Source organism: Anaerotignum faecicola (genome assembly GCA_024460105.1).
In the GTDB taxonomy this organism is placed as follows: Bacteria; Bacillota; Clostridia; order Lachnospirales; family Anaerotignaceae; genus JANFXS01.
On record JANFXS010000176.1, the window covers coordinates 1 to 497 of the forward strand.

The 497-nt window shown below is 47.9% G+C and carries 2 protein-coding genes; both read left to right on the forward strand.

Annotated elements, in window-relative coordinates; translation table 11 throughout:
• Positions 1-225, forward strand: a 225-nt coding sequence (locus tag NE664_13375) for an electron transport complex subunit E (GenBank protein ID MCQ4727623.1), incomplete at its 5' end; no start/stop codon positions are given.
• Positions 226-237: 12 nt separating this feature from the next.
• A partial coding sequence (locus tag NE664_13380) for an electron transport complex subunit RsxA (protein MCQ4727624.1) occupies positions 238-497 on the forward strand: 260 nt, incomplete at its 3' end.

Sequence of the window (497 nt, forward strand, 5' to 3'; positions counted from 1 at the left end):
AATAAGTTCAAGGCTCCATCGGCCACCAACGGTTCCGTTCCCCAGTCCAGACTGGCGTGCGGCGGCGACTGTATGAACTGTTCCGGCTCTTCCTGTATGTCCAACCATGAGATTCTGGAGACAAGAAAGAGACAGGCAGAGGAGGATGCCCTGGCATCGAAGAAAGCCGATCTGGCTAAGAAGGAAGCGGAATTAAAGGCCGCTACCTCGAAAAAAGAAGAATAGGAGGATGGATAGATGAAAGAATTGTTTTTAATCGCGGTAGGCTCAGCACTCGTGAATAACGTAGTCTTAAGCCAGTTCCTCGGTTTATGTCCATTCCTTGGCGTTTCCAAGAACGTAAAAACTTCTGCAGGCATGGGCGCAGCCGTTATTTTCGTAATTACCATCGCATCGTTTGTAACAAGCGTGATTTACAAGGGGATTCTGGTCAGCTTAAACCTGGAATTCTTACAGACTATTGTGTTTATCCTGGTCATCGCCGCACTCGTACAGTT